This window comes from Kitasatospora sp. NPDC003701 (assembly GCF_053587085.1).
The window spans coordinates 75,275-95,012 of sequence record NZ_JBSFNM010000001.1; the positions used below are offsets into that span (position 1 = coordinate 75,275).

Sequence of the window (19,738 nt, forward strand, 5' to 3'; positions counted from 1 at the left end):
GCCCCTAAGCGCGAGGAGAACCCGGGTGTTCACCGGCATCATCGAAGAGCTCGGCGAGGTCGTGTCGATCGAGGAGATCGGCGACTCCTCACGAATCCGCCTGCGCGGGCCGGTGGTCTGTCAGGACGCGCACCACGGCGACTCCATCGCGGTCAACGGCGTCTGCCTGACCGTTGTCGACACCCCCGACCAACTGGCCGCCGGCACCGGTGAGTTCAGTGCCGACGTGATGGCCGAGACGCTGCACCGCTCCAGCCTGGGCGAGCTCGCCGCGGGCTCCCGGGTCAACCTGGAACGCGCGATGGCACTCGGCGCGCGGCTCGGCGGACACCTCGTCCAGGGCCATGTCGACGCCACCGGCACCCTGGTGGCCCGCGAGCCCGGCGAGCGCGACGCCGACGGCAGCCTCCGCTGGGAGGTGCTGCGCTTCTCGCTGCCCGCCACCATCTCCCGCTACCTGGTGGAGAAGGGCTCGATCACCGTGGACGGCGTCAGCCTGACCGTGGTCGACGCCGCCCGCGACAGCTTCACCGTCAGCCTCATCCCGGCCACCCTCGCGCTGACCACGCTCGGCACCAAGGCCGTCGGCGAGAGCGTCAACCTGGAGGTCGACGTCCTCGCCAAGTACGTGGAGCGGCTGCTCGACTCCCGCGCCCTGCCCTCGACGATCGCCGGAGAAGCCCGGTGAACTGGCTCAGTGGGGAAGCGTTCACCGTCTTCGGTGAGCACGTGAAGTGGGCCGACATGATCGGCAACCTGCTCGGCCTGTCCGGCCTCGCACTCGGCTGGCGCCGCTCGGTGTGGAGCTGGCCGGTGCAGCTGCTCTCCGGCGCCGTGCTCATCACGGCCTACCTGAACGGCCACGTGCCCGGTCTGATCGGCAAGCAGCTGATCGTGGTCGCCACGGCCGCCTGGGGCTGGTCGCAGTGGCGGCGCGGCCGGCGCGGGGCGGACGGGATCGCCGTCCGCTTCGCGAGCTGGCCCGAGCGGGCCGCCCTGGTGGTCGGCACCGCGCTCGGCACCGGCGCGCTGGCCTGGCTCTTCCTGGCCAACCCCAGCCTGTCCTGGAGCCCCTGGTCGGACGCCTACATCTTCGTCGGCACGCTGGCGGCGATGGTCGCCCAGGCCCGCGGCTGGGTGGAGTTCTGGTTCGCCTGGATCGCCGTCGACGTGGTCGGCGTCCCGCTCGCCTTCAACAGCGGCTACTCCTTCTCCGGCCTCACCTACTCGATCTACTTCGTCCTGGTACTGCTCGGCCTGCGTTCCTGGTGGCTGAGCACCCGTGAGCCGCGCACCTCGTCCGCCACCGTCCCGCAGGGAGCCACGGCATGACCGCCAACCAGACCGACGACCTCGACCTCGTGCTCGACCCCGTCGAGCGGGCCGTCGCCGACATCGCACTCGGCCGCGCCGTGATCGTGGTCGACGACGAGGACCGCGAGAACGAGGGCGACATCGTCTTCGCCGCCTCCGCGGCCACCCCCGAGCTGATGGCCTTCACCATCCGCTACAGCTCCGGCGTGATCTGCGCCCCGATGACCGGCGCGGAGCTGGACCGGCTCCAGCTGCCCCCGATGACCCAGGTCAACGAGGACCGCAAGGGCACCGCCTACGCCGTCTCGGTCGACGCCCGCGACGGGGTCGACACCGGCATCTCGGCCGCCGACCGCGCCCGGACCGTCCGGCTGCTCGCCTCCGCCGGCACCGGGCCCGGCGACCTCACCCGCCCCGGGCACGTCTTCCCGCTGCGGGCCGTCGAGGGCGGCGTGCTGGTGCGCCCCGGCCACACCGAGGCCGCCGTCGACCTGGCCCGGCTGGCCGGGCTGGCACCGGCCGGCGCCATCGCCGAGGTGGTCAACGACGACGGCACCATGGCCCGGCTGCCCGAGCTGGTCGCGTTCGCCCGCGAGCACGGCCTGGCGATCATCTCCATCGAGGACCTGATCGCCTACCGCCGCCGCACCGAGCTCCACGTGGACCGGGCCGCCGTCACCGCGCTGCCCACCGCGTACGGGGAGTTCACCGCGGTCGGCTACCGCGGCACCATCGACGGCGTCGAGCACCTCGCCCTGGTCGCCGGCGGCCTGGACGCCGACGGCCGCCTCCCCGACGGCGAGGACGTGCTGGTGCGGGTCCACTCCGAGTGCCTCACCGGTGACGTGTTCGGCTCGCTGCGCTGCGACTGCGGCCCGCAGCTGGAGGCCTCGCTGCGCAAGGTGACCGAGGCCGGCCGGGGCGTCGTCCTCTACCTGCGCGGCCACGAGGGCCGGGGCATCGGCCTGGCCCACAAGCTGCGCGCCTACGAGCTCCAGGAGCAGGGCCGGGACACCGTGGACGCCAACCTCGACCTCGGGCTGCCCGCCGACGCCCGCGACTACAGCATCGGCGCCCAGATGCTCGGCGACCTCGGGGTGCGCTCGCTCACGCTGCTCACCAACAACCCGGAGAAGCTCGCCGCGCTCACCGAGCACGGTCTCAAGGTCAAGGGCCGCGAGCCGGTCGAGACCCCGGCGGGCGAGCACAACCTGCGCTACCTGCGGACCAAGCGCGACCGGATGGGTCACGACCTGCCCGGCCTCGGCTCCTGAACCACCTCCGTCACGACCCCCGAAAGAGGAACAGCACATGAGCGGCCACGGAGCCCCCGAGCTGACCATCGACAACGCCGCCGGCCTCAAGGTCGCCGTGATCGCCGCCCAGTGGCACGACCAGGTGATGAACGGCCTGCTGGACGGCGCCCACCGCGCCCTCAAGGAGCTCGGCATCGACGAGCCGACCGTGCTGCGGGTGCCCGGCACCTTCGAACTGCCGGTCGCCGCCAAGCGTCTCGCCGACCGCGGCTACGACGCGGTGATCGCGCTCGGCGTGGTCATCCGCGGCGGCACCCCCCACTTCGACTACGTCTGCCAGGCCGCCACCGTCGGCCTCACCCAGGTCAGCGTCGACACCGGCGTCCCGGTCGGCTTCGGCGTCCTGACCTGCGACAACGAGCAGCAGGCGCTGGACCGCGCGGGCCTGCCGGGCTCCGCCGAGGACAAGGGCCACGAGGCCGTCACGGCGGCCGTCGCCACCGCGGCCGTCCTCAAGTCGCTCGCCTGATCGCAGCACCCGATCACCGGCCGGTGCTCCGGCCGGACCACTGGCCGGAGCACCGGCCCGATCATCGGCACGGTCCCGGACCGTGGACGTCCAAAGGACTGTCCACGGTCCGGGACCGTTTACCGCCTGTAAGCCCGCACGCCGTAAGGTGAGTCCATCATGGCTTCGAAGACATTCGAGGAGCTCTTCACCGAGCTCCAGCAGAAGGCCGCCACCGGCGACCCCTCGTCCTCCCGTACCGCGCAGCTCGTCCAGCAGGGCGTCCATGCGATCGGCAAGAAGGTCGTCGAGGAGGCCGCCGAGGTCTGGATGGCCGCCGAGTTCCAGTCGGACGAGCAGACCGCCGAGGAGATCTCCCAGCTCCTCTACCACCTTCAGGTGATGATGGTCGCCCGCGGGCTGACGCTCGACGACGTCTACAAGTACCTCTGAACCGGCCCGAAAAGCACACCCCCACCCCGAACAGGTAAGGAACCGACCTCCATGCTGCGCATCGCCGTCCCCAACAAGGGTTCGCTCTCGGGTCCCGCGGCGGAGATGCTCCATGAGGCCGGCTACCGCCAGCGCAAGGACCCCAAGGAGCTCGTGCTCGTCGACCCGAACAACGAGGTCGAGTTCTTCTTCCTGCGCCCGCGCGACATCGCGGTCTACGTCGGCTCCGGCCGGCTGGACGTCGGCATCACCGGCCGCGACCTGCTGCTGGACTCGCACTCCAACGCGGAGGAGGTGCTGGCCCTCGGGTTCGGCGGCTCCACCTTCCGCTTCGCCCGCCCGGAGGGCGTGGACGTGAAGGACGTGCAGGGTCTGGAGGGGCTGCGGATCGCCACCTCGTACACCGGCCTGGTGGAGCAGCACCTGGCCGACCACGGGATCAAGGCCACGGTCACCAAGCTGGACGGCGCGGTGGAGACCGCGGTGCAGCTGGGCGTGGCCGATGTGATCGCCGACGTGGTGGAGACCGGCACCAGCCTGCGCAACGCCGGGCTGGAGGTCTTCGGCGAGCCGATCCTGATCTCGGACGCCGTGGTGATCCGCCCGAAGGGCGCGGGGGACGACGCGGGCGTCGAGCAGTTCCTGCGCCGCCTCCAGGGCGTGCTGGTGGCCCGCCGCTACGTGCTGATGGACTACGACATCCGCGCCGAGAACGTGGGCGCCGCCGTCGCGCTGACCCCCGGCCTGGAGTCGCCGACCGTCTCCCCGCTGCACACCGAGGGCTGGGTGGCCGTCCGCTCGATGGTGCTCCGCAAGGAGGCCCAGCGGATCATGGACGACCTCTGGGGCATCGGCGCCCGGGCCATCCTGGTCACCAACATCCACGCCTGCCGTCTCTGAGCCACCGCGCGTGAAGGCGCGGAGTTAAGCAGCGGTTCAATGGGGGCGGGGGCGCCGGTCGGCGCCCCCGCCCTTTCGCTGACAGCCGGCGGCCGGCCCGCCGGCGGCCACCCCGACTGGAAACCCCCGGAGACCCCACGTGACCACCCCCGCCGAGTTCCCCGTCACCTGGGCCCCGCGCCGCACCCGGGCCGTGCTGGTGCCGGTCTGCGTGCTGCTGGTCGTGATGTTCGTCGCGATCGCCGTCGCGCTCCCGGCGAGCTGGCAGTTCAACGACCGGCTGATGATGGTGCTCAGCGGCCTGCTCTTCGCCGGCGTCGGCCTGATGCTGGCCCGGCCCCGGGTGAGCGCCGACGCCGAGGGCATCACCGTGGTGAACTTCGTCCGCCGCCGCCGGCTGGTCTGGGCCGAGATCGTCCGGGTCAACTTCCGCCAGGGCGACCCGTGGGCGACCCTCGACCTGGCCGACGGCACCTCGCTGGCCGCGGTCGGCATCCAGTCCGGGCTCGGCAAGGCCCAGGCGATCGCGGACGCCCGGGCGCTGCGCGACCTGGTCGAGCGCCGCGGTCACTGAGCCGGTCGGGCGGCCCGCCCGCCGAGCCGCCCCGGAGCGGCCGAACCGCCACGCGGCCACGCCCTCCTGGCGGGTCCGAACGGGGGGCCGACAGTCGCACAGGTATCGTCTACGCTGGTAAAAAGCAGGGCAAAGCCATGCCATTTGACAGCGGGCCCTGCCGGAAACGACTTGAGGAGTGACTCCCCCCGTCCATGGACGATCCGTCCGGTAGTACCTGCGCCGCCCGACTTCCACGCATCGGAAGGCAGGCGGCACTGTGATCACCGCCTGGCTGCTGCTGTTCGCGGCGTTCCTGCTCATCCTCGCCAACGGCCTGTTCGTGGCCGCCGAGTTCGCCTTCGTGACCGTCGAGCGCGGCGCGGTGGAACGCTCCGCCGCCGCCGGCGACGCCAAGTCCGGCCGGGTCTCCCGGGCCCTGCGGCACCTCTCTTTCGAACTCTCCGGCGCCCAGCTCGGCATCACCGTCACCTCGCTGGTCGTCGGCATGCTCGCCGAACCGGCGCTCTCCGTCCTGCTGAAGCCGGTGTTCACCGCCGTCGGCGTGCCCGACGGGGCCGCCCGGGGCATCGCGGTGATCGTCGGCCTGCTGCTGGCCACCGTGGTGCAGATGGTGATCGGCGAGCTCGTCCCCAAGAACTGGGCGATCTCCCGGCCGCTCCAGGTCGCCCGCGCGGTGGTCGCCCCGCACACGGCGTTCTCGCACGCCTGCCGCCCGCTGATCAGCTTCCTGAACGGTTCGGCGGACCGCACCGTCCGCGCCTTCGGCATCGAGCCGCAGGAGGAGCTGGGCCACGCCCGCACCCCCGCCGAGCTGGGCTCGCTCGCCCGGCACTCCGCCCGGGCGGGGGCGATCGACGAGGAGTCGGCCACCCTGTTCGTGCGCACCCTCGGCCTCGGCGACCTCACCGCCGAGTCCGTGATGACCCCGCGGATAGACGTCGCCGCCCTCCAGCGCGACGCCAGCGCCGCCGACGTGCTCAACCTCACCCGGGCCACCGGCCTCTCCCGCTTCCCGGTCTACACCGACAGCCTGGACGAGGTCACCGGCACCGTCACGCTCAAGGACGCCCTCGCGGTGCCGCCCGCCCGGCGCGGTCTGGTCAGGGTCGGCGACCTCGCCGTGCCGCCGCTGCTGGTGCCCGAGACGCTCCCCGCCGAGCGCCTGCTCGACCAGCTGCGCCGGCTCCAGCCGATGGCCATCGTGGTCGACGAGTACGGCGGCACCGCCGGCGTCGTCACCGTCGAGGACATCGTCGAGGAACTCGTCGGCGAGGTGCAGGACGAGCACGACCCCGCCGACACCCCCGAGCTGCTCCCGCTGCCGCCGGTCCACGGGCTGCCCGTCTGGGCGGCCGACGGCCGGGCCCGGCTCGACCAGCTGGAGTCCATCGGCCTGCACGCCCCCGACGGACCGTACGAGACGCTGGCCGGTCTGGTCTCGGACCTGCTCGGCCGGCTGCCCGTCCCGGGCGAGCAGGCCGAGCTGCCCGGCTGGCGGTTCACCGTCGAGGCCGTGGACCGCCACCGCACCAGCCGGGTGCGGGTGGAACGCACGACCGGGCGCCCGCGCTCCGGTGACGAGGACGGGACCCGATGACCGCGCTCCAACTGGCCGTCGCCCTCCTGCTCCTGCTCGGCAACGCGTTCTTCGTGGGCGCCGAGTTCGCCGTCGTCTCCGTCCGGCGCAGCCAGATCGAACCGCTCGCCGAGGCCGGCAACAAGCGCGCCCGCACCGTGATGCACGCGCTCTCCAACGTCTCCGCGATGCTCGCCGCCGCCCAGCTCGGCATCACCGTCTGCTCGCTGGGCCTGGGCGCGCTCGCCGAGCCGACCATCGCCCACCTGCTGGAGGGCCCGTTCCACGCGCTCGGTGTGCCCGCCGCGCTGATGCACCCGCTCTCGTACGGGATCTCGCTGGCCGTGGTGGTCTTCCTGCACATGGTGATGGGCGAGATGGTGCCGAAGAACATGGCGCTGGCCGGGCCGGAGAAGGCCGCGCTCTGGCTCGGCCCGCCGCTGGACCGGCTCGCCCGCTGGCTCACGCCGGTGATCGTCTTCCTGAACGCCTTCGCCAACGGCGTGCTGAGGCTGTTCAAGGTCGAGTCCAAGGACGAGGTGGAGTCGGTCTTCACCACCGAGCAGCTGATGTACCTGCTGGTCGACTCGCGGGACGCCGGTCTGCTCGACGAGGGCCGCCAGGAGCGCCTGGAGGACGCCCTGGAGCTGGGCCGCCGGCCGGTCACCGAGGTGCTGCTCAAGCCCGAGCAGCTGGTCACCGTGGACACCAAGGTGACCGCCGCCCAGGTCGAGGAGCTGGCGCTGCGCACCGGCTTCTCGCGCTTCCCGGTCACCGACGGAGACCCGGCCGGCCACGGCTACCTGGGCTACCTGCACCTCAAGGACATCCTGGACGTCGACGACCAGTCGGCGCCGGTGCCCGCCCGCCTCTGGCGCCCGATCACCGTGCTGCGCGGCACGCTCCCGCTGGACGACGCGCTCGCCGCGATGCGCCGGGCCGCCTGCCACCTGGCCGCCGTGCTCGACCAGGACGGGCGCACGCTGGGCGTGGTGACGCTGGAGGACGTGGTGGAGGAGCTGGTCGGCGAGGTGCACGACCCGGACCACCGCTCCGCCGCCTGACGGCCGTTCCGCGCCTCGGTTCCGCGCCGCTCGGTTCCGCTCTGCGCCGTTCCACTCCGGGCCGTTCCGCCCTGGGCGATTCTGCTCTCAGCATGCGGCCGTTCCCAGAGCGCCGTCGACTGGGCAGGGTGGTCGGCATGAGACTGCTACTGCTGGGTGGGACGGAGTTCGTCGGTCGGGCCGTGACCGAGGAGGCGCTGGCGCGGGGCTGGGAGGTGACGGTCTTCCACCGGGGGACGCACCAGCCGCCGGCGGGCGTGCGGGCCCTGCACGGTGACCGGACGGCCGAGGGCGGTCTGGCCGCGCTCGCCGAGGGGGAGTGGGACGCCGTCGTGGACACCTGGTCCGGCGCGCCCTCGGCGGTGCGCGACAGCGCCCGCCTGCTGGCCGACCGGGTCGGCCGCTACGCCTACGTGTCGAGCCGGTCGGTGTACGCGTACCCGACCCCGGCCGGCGCGGACGAGAGCGCGCCGGTCGTCGAGGGCTCGCCGGACGCCGGCGACGTCGCCTACCCGCAGGCCAAGCGCGGTGGCGAGCTGGCGCTGCTGGACGCCTTCGGCGACCGGGCGCTGCTGGCCCGCGCCGGACTGATCCTCGGCCCGTACGAGAACATCGGCCGGCTGCCCTGGTGGCTGGGCCGGATCGCCCGCGGCGGCCCGGTGCTCGCCCCCGGCCCGCGCGACCTGCCGGTGCAGTTCATCGACGCCCGGGACCTCGCCGGCTGGACGCTGGACGCCCTGGCGGCCGGCCTCGGCGGTGCGTACGACCTGGTCAGCCCGCCGGGGCACGCGACCATGGGCGAGCTGCTGGCGGCCTGCGTCCGGGCCACCGGCTCGGACGCGGAGCTGCGCTGGACGGAGGCCGGCCCGATCCTGGCGGCCGGCATCCAACCGTGGAGCGACCTGCCGGTCTGGGTCCCGCGGGGCGAGCTGCACGACACCCTGCACGGCTCCGACGTGGCCAAGGCGGTCGCCGCCGGGCTGCGCTGCCGGCCGGTCGCCGAGACGGTCGCGGACACCTGGGCCTGGCTGCGGTCCATCGGCGGTGCGGCCCCCCAGCGCCCGGACCGGCCGGTGGTCGGCCTGGACGCGGAGCGGGAGGCCAAGGTGCTCGGGGCCTGAGAACCGGGCCTGAGGTCGGGGCCTGAGGTCGGGGCCCGGACCCTCGCAAGCGCCGGAACGCCCGGGCGACGGTCGGGGCCGGGAGGCTCAGCCCCGGCCGTCGATCAGCTCGCCGTACGCCTGGACGAGGTCCGGCAGCCGCAGGGTCGCCAGGTCCTCGCGGCCCGGCGGCTCGCGCAGCAGCGAGAGCCGGAGGTCCCGGTAGGCGCAGGACTTCTCGTACAGGGTGCGGATGAACCGCCCGTTGCCCAGGTCGTCGATCCAGCCCTCGCGGACCACGTGGGTGCAGATGCTGGCCAGCTCCTCGGCGGCGTCCTCGTCCCAGCCGTCGCCGTCCCGGTCGGCCAGCGCGGCGCCGATCGCGGTGAGCTCGCCGGGGCGGTAGCTGGGGAAGTCGACCCGGGTGGTGAAGCGGGAGTTGAGGCCGGGGTTGGTGGCGAGCAGCCGGTTCATGCCCTCCGGGTAGCCGGCCAGGATCACCACCAGCCGGTCGCGGTTGTCCTCGGCCCGCTTCAGCAGCACCTGCAGTGCCTCGTCGCCGTAGGCGTCGCCCTTGCTGTAGCCGGAGTTGGAGAGGCTGTACGCCTCGTCGATGAAGAGCACGCCGTCCAGCGCGGAGTCGATCAGCTCGTTCGCCTTGACGGCCGTCTGGCCGAGGAACTCGCCCACCAGGTCGGCCCGCTGGGCCTCGACCAGGTGGTCCCCCGAGAGCAGTCCGAGGGCGTGGAAGACCCGCCCGAGGATGCGTGCCACGGTGGTCTTGCCGGTGCCGGAGGGGCCGGAGAAGACGAAGTGGCGCTTGGGCGGCTGCACCGGCAGCCCCTGCGCCGCCCGCAGCCGCGACATCCGCAGCTGTGCGGAGAGCGCCCTGACCTGCCGCTTGACCGGCTCCAGGCCGACCATCCGGGAGAGTTCGGCCAGCGCCGCGTCCAACTCGCGCTCGTCGCCGCCCCGTTCGGCGGGTGCTGGGCCGCCGCCCGCGGGTCTGCTCAGCGCCTCGCCCCGGACGGGTACGGCGGGGCCGGCCGAGGCGGCTGCGGGGTACGGCGGGGGCAGCGGCGAGCCGGACCGCTCGCCGGCGGGCAGCGGCGGCAGGGCCTCCCGGTCGGGTGTCACCCCCTCGGCCGGCGGCTCCGGCACGGCCGGCCCACCGGCCCCGGCCGGGAAGGCCTGGGCGGGGAACGGCTCACCGGGGAACGGCTCGCCGGGGTAGGGCTCGCCGGGGTAGGGCTCGGCCGGGAACGCCTCGGCCTGGAACGGCTCGAACCCGGCGGTGTCGAGCCCGGCGGTGTCGAGCCCGGACGCCTCGCACCCCGAGGCCTCCAGCGCCGCCGGGTCCAGCTCCGACTCCTCGACGCCCACCGTGTCCAGGCCCAACGACAGGGCGTCGAAGCCGTCTTCGCCGCCCGCCGGCTTCCCGGCCTCGCGGCCGAGGCCGCCGACCGCGTCCAGCAGGGCGTCGACCACCCCGTCCTCGGCCGAGATCGCGGCGAGCCGCGCGGCGGTGTCCATGAAGGCCGGATCGGCCCGGTGCACCGCCCGGTAGAGCGGCAGCGCGGCGGCGCTGCGCCCGGCCCCCTCGTAGGCCCGCGCCAGCCAGTACCGGAGCTCCTTGCGCTGGGGCTGCTCGGAGCGGCAGCGGGCGAGCGAGGCGGCGAGCGGTGCCTGCGCCTGGGCGCACATGTCCAGCCGCACGCGCGCCATGCCGGCGAAGAGCCCGGCCTCGATACCGAGCAGCGGGTCGTCCAGCAGCCGGTCGGTGTCCCGGATCAGCTGTTCCCAGTCCTTGAGCAGGTAGGAGCGGCACGCGTGCAGGAAGCGCGCCGAAGGGTCCTCCTCGGGGAGCGGACACTGCTCCAACGCCTTGTCCAGCTCGGCGAGATGGCGGCCGTCCAGCCAGTGCGAGGCATGCGCCAGCGCCAGGTCGCGGCCGTCCTCCAGGACGGGCTGCACCCACCAGCCCAGCCAGTACCAGGAGCTGAGCGGGCGCCGGTGGAGCCGGCGCTGCTCGCCGAAACGTTTCCGGTGGCGGTACATCGCGAGCAGCGCGCCGGAGGTGTCGCTGCGCAGGGCGTGCAGGCCCAGCCAGGCGTCGGCCATCCCCGGATCCAGCCGCACGGCCGCGCGGAACTCCTCCTCGGCGCGGGCGTACGCACCCGCCGTGTAGGCGTCCATGGCACGCAGCCAGGCGCGGTCGGCGAGCCGGTTCGGAGCCGGGCCGCCCGTGTTGTTGCCGTCGGAACTGTCCACCGTCGTCACTCACGCCCCCCGCGGTGTGCCTCGGGGCTCGGTCGGCGATTCGAAGTGCGGAGAAGCCGGCCGGTCGTCGATAGCCCCCGGGGCGCATATGCGCCTCCAGGAATCGTACCGGCGCGGCGCTGATCCGGAAGAGTGCCGCACGGAGTCAAATACGATCGGGCGCGCGGCGGTTGGGTGCCGGTGCGGCTCCGGCCGGGCTTCGGCCCGGTGCGAGCGGGGGCCGGACGGCGGGAGGGGGACGGCACCCCCGGCTCACGGGGGAACAAGCCGGGGATGCCGAGTCCGATGGTGCGCGATCAACAACTTCGGCAACTGGGGAGAACCTAAGTCCTGGCGATATCGCAGGTCAAGGGCTTGTTGAAGGTTCACCGAGGGTGCCCGGCGAGATCCGTCCGGTCACTCCGTCCACGGTCGTGGCGGCGTACGGGCGGCTGGGGTCGGCTGCGAAATGTGCCGATTCGGCCCGCGCCCAGCCCGCCCAGAACTCCGCCAGCGCCGGTCCGTCCCGCTCCTCGCCGCGCCGCCGGGCGTCCTCGGCCGCCAGCTCCATCCAGATCAGCCGGGCCAGCCGCGGCCGCATCGCCCGCCGTCCGGCGCCGACCCCCTCGATCAGTACCACCGGGGCGAGCGGCACCGCCGCCGTGCCCGCGAAGCGGCCCAGCGTCCAGTCGTACACCTGGTGCGTGGCGCCCCGGCCGACCGCCAGCGGGTCCAGCACCTGCGCGCGCAGCCGCTCCGTCCAGCCAAACGGCTCGGCGTGCGTCGCCAGGTCGTCCAGGTGCACCACCGGCGCACCCCCGAGCGCGGCGGCCAGTCGGGCGGTGAAGGTGGTCTTGCCGGAGCCCGCGTGCCCGTCCACCGCGACCAGCCGGACCGGGCCGCAGGACGGCGCCAGCGCGCGCAACTCGGCGGCGAGTGCGGCGAGCGGGTCGAGCGGGTCGAGCAGGTCGTGGCGGCCGAGCGGGTCGTGGGCGTCGCGCGGGCCGGCTGCCGCGCCGCGCGGGCCGGACGCGTCGTCGGCCGCGGGGACCGGCGGTTCGCCCGGAGGGGTTCTGGAGGTTTCGGAAGACGCCACATCGGCAACCCTACGGTGGCCCGCACGCCAGGACGGACAGTGATTCTCCGCAGGTCGTGACGGCAGCGCCGGGATCGGGCATACTCACTTCGCCACGCATGTGAACGGCCGTTCACCGTAACCCGGTGCCGGTCGGGCCGACGTGCCACACCCGCGTCGGGCCCGCCACACCAGGGCCCGGTGCCCGAACGAGGAGGCGACCAGCCGCCATGACCCCGTCCCCTGCGAACGCCGTGGAACGCCAGCTGCCGACCGACGAGGCCCGTGAACTGCTGAGCCTCACCCGGGACCTGGTCCAGCGCGAGATCCAGCCGCGCGCCGCGGAGGACGAGGCCGCCGGCCGCTTCCCGCGCGAGCTCTTCCGCACCCTCGGCGAGGCCGGTCTGCTCTCCCTCCCGTACGAGGAGAAGTACGGCGGCGGCGACCAGCCGTACGAGGTCTACCTCCAGGTCCTGGAGGAGCTCGCGGGCGGCTGGCTGGCGGTCGGCCTCGGGGTCAGCGTGCACACCCTCTCCTGCCACGCGCTGGCCGGCTTCGGCAACGACGAGCAGCGCGCCGCCTGGCTGCCCGGCATGCTCTCCGGCGAGCAGCTCGGCGCCTACTGCCTCTCCGAGCCGCAGTCCGGCTCGGACGCCGCCGCGCTGCGCACCCGCGCCGACCTGGACGGCGAGGAGTACGTCGTCAGCGGCACCAAGGCGTGGATCACCCACGGCGGGGAGGCCGACTTCTACAGCGCCCTGGTGCGCACCGGCGAGCCGGGCGCGCGCGGCATCAGCTGCCTGCTGGTGCCCGCCGGGGTGGCCGGCCTCTCGGCCGCGCCGCCGGAGCACAAGATGGGCATGCGCTCCTCGCCGACGGCGCAGCTGCACTTCGACGGCGCCCGGGTCGACCGCGAGCGGCTGATCGGCACCGAGGGCCAGGGCTTCCAGATCGCGCTCGCCGCCCTGGACTCCGGCCGGCTGGGCATCGCGGCCTGCGCGATCGGCGTCGCCCAGGCCGCGCTCGACCTCGCGGTCGAGTACGCGGGCACCCGCCGCCAGTTCGGCCGGCCGATCGCCGAGTTCCAGGGCCTGTCCTTCATGCTCGCCGACATGGCCACCCAGATCGAGGCCGGGCGCTCGCTCTACCTGGCCGCCGCCCGCCTGCGCGACGCCGGCCGGCCGTTCTCCAAGCAGGCGGCGATGGCCAAGCTGTTCTGCACCGACGCGGCGATGCGGGTCACCACCGACGCCGTCCAGGTGCTCGGCGGCTACGGCTACACCCAGGACTTCCCCGCCGAGCGCTACATGCGCGAGGCCAAGGTGCTGCAGATCGTCGAGGGCACCAACCAGATCCAGCGCCTGGTGATCGGCCGCCACCTCACGGCGGGCTGACGGCCCCCGAAAACGGCCTCCGGGCGTCACTCCAGGGTGCGGAGTGGCGCCCGGAGGCATCTTCCCGCCGGGGATCGACCGAGAACTGACGGCCGGTCAACCCCCGGGGCGGGAACGGCCGTCAGCGCCGGACGAGACGGCTGCGCTGCTGCGGGATGGCCGGCGCGGGCGCCGTCTGCACCGGGCGGTGCGCCACCGCGTGGGAGAACGGCTGGGTGCGCCAGTCGAGTTCGGACGGGAGGGCCAGCAGCGCCTCCAGGCCCGCGGCCTCGGCGTCCTCCGCCGACTCCACCTCCGCGAGGTCGTCCGCCGGCGCGCCCGAACCCGGGCAGAGCGCGGGCGAGAAGGGGTGCCAGGCCGTCGGCAGCACGGCGTGCTGCGGCAGTCTCTCCTCGTCGCCCACCAGGGCGATCGGGCGGCGGCACTCGGGGCAGTGCACCCGGAAGATCTCCCAGGTCTCGCCCTCGCCCGGATCCACCCCCGGTGCGAGGTCGTGGGGGACCGCGAGATCCTCGCGGCCGGTCAGATCGTGGGTGTCGTCGGCGCTCAGCGAATGCTGGTCAGTTGCACGCATGGTGATCCCCCTCGGATCGGGCCCGGCGTGGTCGCCCGGGGCCACAACCAGCACTTCCCGCCGATACGGACTCATAACCCTGCAGGCCGGTGCACTGTGATGCACCGGGTGTGTCCTTCGCCACATTCGCCCGGCATGTGCCCGCCCGGCACCCCGTACGACCGCGAGTGACACCGTGCGCGCCCGCGGTGGCGTCGCGCGCGCCCCCGACCGGGTAGGTTTGCGCCTTGTGGAGGATCTCGACCAACGCATCGTTCAGCTGCTCCTCGAGGACGGCCGGATGAGCTACACGGACCTGGGCAAGGCGACCGGCCTGTCCACTTCGGCGGTGCACCAGCGGGTGCGCCGGCTGGAGCAGCGCGGCGTGATCCGCGGCTACACCGCGATCGTCGACCCGGACGCGGTCGATCTGGCGCTGACCGCGTTCATCTCGGTCAAGCCGTTCGACCCCAGCGCGCCCGACGACACCCCCGAACGCCTCGCCGGGCTGCCCGAGATCGAGGCCTGCCACAGCGTCGCCGGGGACGAGAACTACATCCTCAAGGTCCGCGTCGGCGCCCCCGGCGACCTGGAGGACCTGCTGGCCCGGATCCGCAGCGCGGCCGGCGTCTCCACCCGCACCACCGTGGTGCTCTCCACGCCCTACGAGGCGAGGCCTCCCAAGCTCTGACCGGACCCCCGGGAGCCGCGGGGCCGGAGCCTCCGGCGCACGGGGAGCGGCGTCGCCGGCCGACGGCCCCCGCCCGGACCGCGTCGTCGTGCTCCGCCGCCGGGCCGTCCCCCGCCCTGCCCGGCCCGGCTCCCGCCCCATCACCCACCCCCGTCTGCCGGAGGCTCTCAGCGCCATGACCGAACGCACCCTCCCTCCTTGCCCGCCCTCGGGCAGGAGGGGCCCACGGACCGTGCTGCTGCGCGGCGGCGCCGTCTACAGCCCCGCCGACCCCTTCGCCACCGCGATGCTCGTCGAGGGCGAGCACGTCGCCTGGGTCGGCAGCGACGGCGCCGCCGAGGCGTACGCGGACTCGGCCGACGAGATCGTCGAACTCGACGGCGCCCTGGTCACCCCCGCCTTCGTCGACGCCCATGTGCACGCCACCGCCACCGGACTGGCGCTCACCGGCCTCGACCTCACCGGTCTGCCCTCGCTCGCCGCCGCCCTGGACGCCGTCGCCGCCTTCGTGGCGGCCCGGCCCGAGCCGGGCGGCGTGCTCATCGGCCACGGCTGGGACGAGACCGGCTGGCCGGAGGGCCGCCCGCCGACGCTCGCCGAGCTGGACGCGGCCGCCGGGGGCGCCGCCGTCTACCTCTCCCGCACCGATGTGCACTCCGCGCTGGCCACCACCGCGCTGCGCACGCTCACTGACGGCCTGGCCGACCGGCCCGGCTTCGCCGCCGAGGGCCCGCTCACCCGCGACGCCCACCACGCCGTGCGGCGCACCGCGCTCTCCCGGCTCACCCCCGAGCAGCGCCGGCGCGCCCAGCGGGCGACCCTGGCCCGGGCCGCCGAGCTCGGCATCGGCGCGCTGCACGAGTGCGCCGGCCCGGAGATCTCCTCGGAGCAGGACCTGGCCGCCCTGCTGGCCCTCGCCGCCGACGGCGAGGGGCCCGAAGTCTTCGGCTACTGGGGTGAGTTGGGGGGTGTCGAGACCGCCCGCCGGCTCGGCGCGGTGGGCGCCGGCGGAGACCTCTTCGTCGACGGCGCGATCGGCTCGCACACCGCCTGCCTGCACAGCCCGTACGCCGACGCCGACCACACCGGCACCTCCTACCTGAGTGCCGAGCAGGTCGCCGACCACGTCGCCGCCTGCACCGAGGCCGGGCTGCAGGCCGGCTTCCACGCCATCGGCGACGCCGCCGTCGGCGCCGTCATCGCGGGCGTCCGGGCGGCCGGCGAGCGGGTCGGCGCCAACCGCGTCAAGGCGCAGCGCCACCGCGTGGAGCACGCCGAGGCGCTGGACGAGGCGTCCGTCGCGGCCTTCGCCGAGCTCGGTCTCACCGCCTCCGTGCAGCCCGCCTTCGACGCCGCCTGGGGCGGCCCGGACGGCATGTACGTCCAGCGGCTCGGTGCCGAGCGCGCCGCGGCGCTCAACCCGTTCGCCGCGCTGCTGCGGGCCGGCGTCCCGCTGGCCTTCGGCTCGGACGCCCCGGTCACCCCGCTCGACCCCTGGGGCACCGTCCGGGCGGCGGCCTTCCACCGGACCCTCGACCACCGGATCTCGGCCCGCGCCGCCTTCACCGCCCACACCCGGGGCGGCTGGCGGGCGATCGGCCGCGACCAGGACGGCGTCCTCGTCCCCGGCGCGATCGCCAGCTACGCGGTCTGGGCCGCCGACGAGCTCGTCGTGCAGGCCCCCGACTCCCGGGTGGCCGGCTGGTCGACCGACCCGCGCTCCGGTACCCCCGGCCTGCCCGACCTCACCCCCGGCCGCCCGCTCCCGGTCTGCCTGCGCACGGTGGTCCGCGGCCGGACCGTCCACGAGGCAGCGGACCACCGGGCCGCGCGCTGAGCCACGCGTGCGCGGTGGACGGGGTCGCGCGGCACATCCGGGTGAGCCGGCCGGCCCGCAAGGCCCAGGTTGACCGGCATGAGTGATCATCCGCTGGTACCCGCCGACTTCGTCGTCCCCCGCACCCTCGCCGCCGAGGGGTTCCGCCTGGAGCCCCTCGGCGAACAGCACAACGACTCCGACCTCGCCGCCTGGACGTCGAGCATCGACCACATCCACGCCACCGCGGGCTGGACCGGCGGCTGGCCGCCCGCCGAGGGCATGACGCCGGAGCGGAACCTCGCCGACCTGCGCCGGCACGCCGCCGACTTCGAGCACCGTCGCGCCTTCACCTACACCGTGCTGGAGAGCCCCGGGGACGCCGTCGTCGGCTGCATCTACATCCACCCGGACCGCGAGGACCCGGCCACCACGCGGGTCAGCTCCTGGGTCCGCGCCGACCGCGCCGAGCTGGACGCCCCGCTGTACCGCGCCGTGTCGGCCTGGCTCGCCGCCGACTGGCCGCTGCGCGCGGTGCGCTACAGCCCCCGCTGAGGCCGCGCCCCGGGGCCGGGGAGCCCGCTGTCCGGCGGTCCACCCGGCCTCACGCGTACCGCCGGTTCCGGGGTACCGTCTTCGCACAGCGTCCGAACTCAACGGACGGTGAAGAACGCGCGAACGGACCGACAAGCGCGGACAGCCCGACCAGGAAGAATGGTGCGCCGGTGGCACTGCCCGTCACACAGGAGCGGCCGGATGCCCTCCCCGAGGCGTCGGTGACGCCCGCCGCCCCCGGCCGGGCCGCCCGCGCCCTCGCCAAGGTCCGGGCCGGGCTGCCCCGCACCGGCCTGGCCGTGCTCGCCGGGCTGCTGCTCGCCCTCTCCTTCCCGCCGTTCGACCTCTGGCCGCTCTCGCTGGTCGGCGTCGCCGCGCTCTCGCTGCTCACCCTGGGCCGCACCGCCCGGCAGGCCGCCTGGACGGGTTTCGCCTTCGGCCTGCCGTTCTTCCTGCTGCTGCTCAGCTGGCTGCGGGTGGTCGGCTGGGACGCCACCGTCGGCCTCTCGGTGATCGAGGCGCTCTTCCTGGCGGCCCTCGGCTCCGGCCTCGCGCTCACCTCCCGGCTGCCCGGGTGGCCGCTCTGGGCGGCCTGCCTCTGGGTCACCCAGGAGTGGGCCCGCGACCGGCTGCCGCTCGGCGGCTTCCCCTGGGGCCGGCTCGCCTTCGCCAACACCGCCACCCCGTTCACCCCGCTCGCCGCGATCGGCGGCGCCCCGCTGGTGACCTTCGCGGTCGCGCTGTCCGGCGCCCTGCTGGCCTGGGCGGCCCTGCGGCTGCGCGGGCCCCGCCGGGCGCCCCGGGCCGCCGCGCTGGCCGCGCTCGGCGCCGTCGCGGCCCTGCTGGCCGGCTACGCCGTCCCGGTGCCCACCGCGCCCGCCGACACCGTCAAGGTCGCCCTGATCCAGGGCAACGTGCCCAACCCGGGCATGGACTTCCTCGGCCGCCCGATGATGGTCCTCAACAACCACGCCGCCGCCACCGAGAAGCTCGCCGCCGACATCAAGGCCGGCAAGGTCGAGAAGCCGGACATCGTGATCTGGCCGGAGAACTCCTCCGACCTCGACCCGTTCAGCGACCCGCTGGCCTACCGGCGCATCGACGACGCCGTGAAGGCGGTCGGCGTGCCCACCCTGGTCGGCACCCTGGTCGACGGCCCGGACGAGCAGCACGTCCAGAACGAGGGCATCGTCTGGGACCCGAAGACCGGCCCCGGCGCCTCCTACACCAAGCAGCACCCCGTCCCGTTCGGCGAGTACGTGCCGTTCCGCGACCAGCTCTCCAAGGTGATCACCCGCCTCCAGCGGGTCGCCCGCGACTTCTACCCCGGCGACCACAACGGCGTCATGCAGCTGGGCCCGGCCAGGATCGGCGACGTCATCTGCTTCGAGGTGGCGTACGACGAGATCGTCCGCGACACCGTCGACAAGGGCGCCCGGGTGCTCGTCGTCCAGACCAACAACGCGACCTACGCCAAGACCGGCCAGCCCGAGCAGCAGCTCGCGATGTCCCGGCTGCGCGCCGTCGAGCACGGCCGGGCCGTGCTGATCGCCGCCACCAGCGGGATCAGCGCGGTGATCGCCCCCGACGGCTCGGTGGTCCAGCGGACCGAGGAGCTGACCGCCGCCGAGCTGTCCGCCGTCGTGCCGCTGCGCGACGGCACCACGGTGGCCGACCGGGTGGGTGCCGTGCCCGAGTGGACGCTGGCCGTGGCGGGCCTGCTGGCCTGCGGCGCGGCCGTGCTGATCGGCCGCCGCCGGGTTGCGGGAAGCTGACTCGCCCGCTCGCCGCCGGGCCCTCCCGGCCCGGCGGCGACGGTCGGCGGCGCTGCGGCTCCGGGCCGGGGCACTCGCCCGCCGGTCTCCGTTCGGGGCTCGGAACACGGGCCGCCGGCGGATCGTTGGACCAGGTGGTGCCGTAGCCGGCCCGGACCTCCCGTGCGGCGCGCAGAGCACCGCTATGGAGTGGATTCGTACCGTGACCCAGCAAGCTACCCCTGCCCCTCAGGCCCGGCGCGGAAAGCTCCGCCGGGTGCTCCCGCTGGTGGTCACCGCCTGGCTGGTGCTGGAGATCTGGCTGCTGGTCCAGGTGGGCTCGTGGCTGGGCGGCCTGACCGTCGTCCTGCTGCTGATCGCCGGCGCGGTGATCGGCGGTTCGCTGATCAAGCGCGCGGGGCTGAAGGCCTTCTCGGCCGCGATCGACCAGAGCCGGGACCCGAAGTCGCAGCAGCCGCAGACCGGCACCAGCATGACCGTCCTGGCGGGCCTGCTGCTGATGCTGCCGGGCTTCCTCTCGGACGCGCTGGCGCTGACCCTGCTCTTCCCGCCGACCCGGGCGCTCTGGCGGGCCGCCGGGCGCCGGTTCGCGGACAAGGCGCTGCGCAGCACCGCGGGCGTCGGCGCCGACCCGCTCGCGGACGCGGTGCGGCTGCAGGAGCAGCTGCGCATCCACCGCCCGGACGGCAAGGTGATCCAGGGCGAGGTGGTCGAGCCGGGCGTCGGCCCGCAGGGCCCGGACACCGCCTACCGGCCGCCGCTGAAGGGCTGACCGAGAAGCTGCGGAGATCCGCGGCCGCCCGGGGCACGATGCCCCGGGCGGCCGCGTGTTTCGCCGGTGCCGCACCGCCCCACCTGCGAACACGCGAAAG

19 protein-coding genes are annotated in these 19,738 nt (G+C 74.4%); 16 read left to right on the forward strand and 3 right to left on the reverse strand.

What is annotated here, in order from left to right; all coding sequences use genetic code 11:
- The first annotated feature begins 25 nt into the window (after positions 1-25).
- From ACWDRR_RS00295 to ACWDRR_RS00340, 10 genes are all read left to right on the forward strand, one after another.
- Positions 26-688: a riboflavin synthase gene (locus ACWDRR_RS00295; protein ID WP_449769907.1), complete on the forward strand. Its 663-nt coding sequence runs from the start codon at positions 26-28 to the stop codon at positions 686-688.
- Positions 685-1,332, forward strand: coding sequence for a nicotinamide mononucleotide transporter family protein (locus ACWDRR_RS00300; RefSeq protein ID WP_449769908.1), 648 nt, complete (start codon positions 685-687; stop codon positions 1,330-1,332). Before ACWDRR_RS00295 ends, ACWDRR_RS00300 begins: the two co-directional genes overlap by 4 nt.
- On the forward strand, positions 1,329-2,588 hold the full coding sequence (locus ACWDRR_RS00305) for a bifunctional 3,4-dihydroxy-2-butanone-4-phosphate synthase/GTP cyclohydrolase II (RefSeq protein WP_449769909.1): 1,260 nt from the start codon (positions 1,329-1,331) through the stop codon (positions 2,586-2,588). The genes ACWDRR_RS00300 and ACWDRR_RS00305 overlap by 4 nt, the downstream gene beginning before the upstream one ends.
- 37 nt (positions 2,589-2,625) lie before the next feature.
- On the forward strand, positions 2,626-3,099 hold the full coding sequence (gene ribH / locus ACWDRR_RS00310; RefSeq protein WP_449769910.1) for a 6,7-dimethyl-8-ribityllumazine synthase: 474 nt from the start codon (positions 2,626-2,628) through the stop codon (positions 3,097-3,099).
- 159 nt (positions 3,100-3,258) lie between these two features.
- Positions 3,259-3,531 carry a phosphoribosyl-ATP diphosphatase gene (locus ACWDRR_RS00315; protein ID WP_030306151.1) on the forward strand — a complete coding sequence of 91 codons (273 nt, stop codon included), beginning with the start codon at positions 3,259-3,261 and terminating at the stop codon, positions 3,529-3,531.
- Positions 3,532-3,582: 51 nt separating this feature from the next.
- The gene (hisG, locus tag ACWDRR_RS00320; RefSeq protein WP_449769911.1) at positions 3,583-4,431 is read left to right on the forward strand and encodes an ATP phosphoribosyltransferase; all 849 of its coding nucleotides are present in this window, start codon (positions 3,583-3,585) and stop codon (positions 4,429-4,431) included.
- Between the two features lie 139 nt (positions 4,432-4,570).
- Positions 4,571-5,005, forward strand: coding sequence for a PH domain-containing protein (locus tag ACWDRR_RS00325; protein WP_449769912.1), 435 nt, complete (start codon positions 4,571-4,573; stop codon positions 5,003-5,005).
- Between the two features lie 259 nt (positions 5,006-5,264).
- The gene (locus tag ACWDRR_RS00330) at positions 5,265-6,605 is read left to right on the forward strand and encodes a hemolysin family protein (RefSeq protein ID WP_449769913.1); all 1,341 of its coding nucleotides are present in this window, start codon (positions 5,265-5,267) and stop codon (positions 6,603-6,605) included.
- Positions 6,602-7,648 carry a hemolysin family protein gene (locus ACWDRR_RS00335; RefSeq protein WP_449769914.1) on the forward strand — a complete coding sequence of 349 codons (1,047 nt, stop codon included), beginning with the start codon at positions 6,602-6,604 and terminating at the stop codon, positions 7,646-7,648. The genes ACWDRR_RS00330 and ACWDRR_RS00335 overlap by 4 nt, the downstream gene beginning before the upstream one ends.
- A 137-nt stretch (positions 7,649-7,785) precedes the next feature.
- On the forward strand, positions 7,786-8,769 hold the full coding sequence (locus tag ACWDRR_RS00340; protein WP_449769915.1) for an NAD-dependent epimerase/dehydratase family protein: 984 nt from the start codon (positions 7,786-7,788) through the stop codon (positions 8,767-8,769).
- 87 nt (positions 8,770-8,856) lie between these two features.
- Here ACWDRR_RS00340 and ACWDRR_RS00345 read toward each other — a convergent pair whose 3' ends face one another.
- The gene (locus ACWDRR_RS00345; protein ID WP_449769916.1) at positions 8,857-11,019 is read right to left on the reverse strand and encodes an AAA family ATPase; all 2,163 of its coding nucleotides are present in this window, start codon (positions 11,017-11,019) and stop codon (positions 8,857-8,859) included.
- A gap of 355 nt (positions 11,020-11,374) precedes the next feature.
- Entirely contained in the window at positions 11,375-11,974 is a 600-nt protein-coding gene (locus ACWDRR_RS00350; RefSeq protein WP_449770248.1) for a uridine kinase family protein, read from the reverse strand.
- A 338-nt stretch (positions 11,975-12,312) separates the two neighbouring features.
- On the opposite strand from ACWDRR_RS00350, the gene ACWDRR_RS00355 reads away from it, so the two are divergent.
- On the forward strand, positions 12,313-13,476 hold the full coding sequence (locus ACWDRR_RS00355; protein ID WP_449769917.1) for an acyl-CoA dehydrogenase family protein: 1,164 nt from the start codon (positions 12,313-12,315) through the stop codon (positions 13,474-13,476).
- 121 nt (positions 13,477-13,597) lie between these two features.
- Here ACWDRR_RS00355 and ACWDRR_RS00360 read toward each other — a convergent pair whose 3' ends face one another.
- A complete protein-coding gene (locus tag ACWDRR_RS00360) occupies positions 13,598-14,050 on the reverse strand; it encodes a hypothetical protein (RefSeq protein ID WP_449769918.1) in 453 nt (150 codons plus the stop codon).
- Positions 14,051-14,279: 229 nt separating this feature from the next.
- Here ACWDRR_RS00360 and ACWDRR_RS00365 point away from each other — a divergent pair, with 229 nt between their 5' ends.
- The 5 genes from ACWDRR_RS00365 (at position 14,280) to fxsA (ending at position 19,638) form a co-directional block, all read left to right on the forward strand.
- Positions 14,280-14,720: an Lrp/AsnC family transcriptional regulator gene (locus ACWDRR_RS00365; RefSeq protein ID WP_350524989.1), complete on the forward strand. Its 441-nt coding sequence runs from the start codon at positions 14,280-14,282 to the stop codon at positions 14,718-14,720.
- A gap of 175 nt (positions 14,721-14,895) precedes the next feature.
- A complete protein-coding gene (locus ACWDRR_RS00370) occupies positions 14,896-16,557 on the forward strand; it encodes an amidohydrolase (protein ID WP_449769919.1) in 1,662 nt (553 codons plus the stop codon).
- 78 nt (positions 16,558-16,635) lie between these two features.
- Entirely contained in the window at positions 16,636-17,091 is a 456-nt protein-coding gene (locus tag ACWDRR_RS00375; RefSeq protein WP_449769920.1) for an N-acetyltransferase, read from the forward strand.
- A gap of 170 nt (positions 17,092-17,261) precedes the next feature.
- Positions 17,262-18,866 (forward strand): apolipoprotein N-acyltransferase, encoded by a 1,605-nt coding sequence (lnt, locus tag ACWDRR_RS00380; RefSeq protein WP_449769921.1) that lies wholly within the window; start codon positions 17,262-17,264, stop codon positions 18,864-18,866.
- 202 nt (positions 18,867-19,068) lie between these two features.
- Complete coding sequence (fxsA, locus tag ACWDRR_RS00385; RefSeq protein WP_449769922.1) at positions 19,069-19,638, forward strand: FxsA family membrane protein; 570 nt, start codon at positions 19,069-19,071, stop codon at positions 19,636-19,638.
- The last annotated feature ends 100 nt before the right edge of the window (positions 19,639-19,738 follow it).

Bases quoted from the DNA above. Each gene is read 5' to 3' on its own strand.
- ACWDRR_RS00305 (WP_449769909.1), top strand. From the start codon at position 1,329: ATGACCGCCAACCAGACCGACGACCTCGACCTCGTGCTCGACCCCGTC.
- ribH (WP_449769910.1), top strand. From the start codon at position 2,626: ATGAGCGGCCACGGAGCCCCCGAGCTGACCATCGACAACGCCGCCGGC.
- ACWDRR_RS00315 (WP_030306151.1), top strand. From the start codon at position 3,259: ATGGCTTCGAAGACATTCGAGGAGCTCTTCACCGAGCTCCAGCAGAAG.
- hisG (WP_449769911.1), top strand. From the start codon at position 3,583: ATGCTGCGCATCGCCGTCCCCAACAAGGGTTCGCTCTCGGGTCCCGCG.
- ACWDRR_RS00335 (WP_449769914.1), top strand. From the start codon at position 6,602: ATGACCGCGCTCCAACTGGCCGTCGCCCTCCTGCTCCTGCTCGGCAAC.
- ACWDRR_RS00340 (WP_449769915.1), top strand. From the start codon at position 7,786: ATGAGACTGCTACTGCTGGGTGGGACGGAGTTCGTCGGTCGGGCCGTG.
- ACWDRR_RS00355 (WP_449769917.1), top strand. From the start codon at position 12,313: ATGACCCCGTCCCCTGCGAACGCCGTGGAACGCCAGCTGCCGACCGAC.
- ACWDRR_RS00360 (WP_449769918.1), bottom strand. From the start codon at position 14,050: ATGCGTGCAACTGACCAGCATTCGCTGAGCGCCGACGACACCCACGAT.
- ACWDRR_RS00370 (WP_449769919.1), top strand. From the start codon at position 14,896: ATGACCGAACGCACCCTCCCTCCTTGCCCGCCCTCGGGCAGGAGGGGC.
- ACWDRR_RS00375 (WP_449769920.1), top strand. From the start codon at position 16,636: ATGAGTGATCATCCGCTGGTACCCGCCGACTTCGTCGTCCCCCGCACC.